The organism is Psychroserpens mesophilus (genome assembly GCF_000826645.1).
GTDB classification, from domain to species: Bacteria; Bacteroidota; Bacteroidia; order Flavobacteriales; family Flavobacteriaceae; genus Psychroserpens; species Psychroserpens mesophilus.
The window spans coordinates 1-441 of record NZ_JXJP01000046.1 but is presented as its reverse complement, the minus strand read 5'-3'; the positions used below and the strand labels follow the sequence as shown (position 1 = coordinate 441).

At 44.2% G+C, this 441-nt stretch carries 1 pseudogene; it reads left to right on the top strand.

The window, feature by feature from the left end:
* Positions 1-441, top strand: a pseudogene (locus TD18_RS17275) (hypothetical protein); the annotation flags it as partial.

The following is a 441-nucleotide window of genomic DNA, read 5'->3' as shown; positions in this document are numbered from 1 at the left end:
CAATGAGCAGTGCAGATGTAACGGAAGATGAAAATTCTCCAACAGCAGATGCAGGCGCAAATGCAGAACTGACCTGTACAACTTTGGAAGTGACTCTAGACGGCTCAGGAAGTTCAACAAATCCAGATGCGGACTTATCGTACTTATGGAGTGGACCTAATGGTTATTCAGCAGCTACGGAAGATATCACAGTTAGTGAAGCAGGAACCTATACCTTAACCGTTACAGATAATGACAATGGTTGTTCAGCAATGAGCAGTGCAGATGTAACGGAAGATGAAAATTCTCCAACAGCAGATGCAGGCGCAAATGCAGAACTGACTTGTACAACTCTGGAAGTGACTCTTAATGGCTCAGGAAGTTCCACAAATCCAGATGCGGACTTATCATACTCATGGAGTGGACCGAATGGTTTTTCAGCAGCTACGGAAGATATTACAG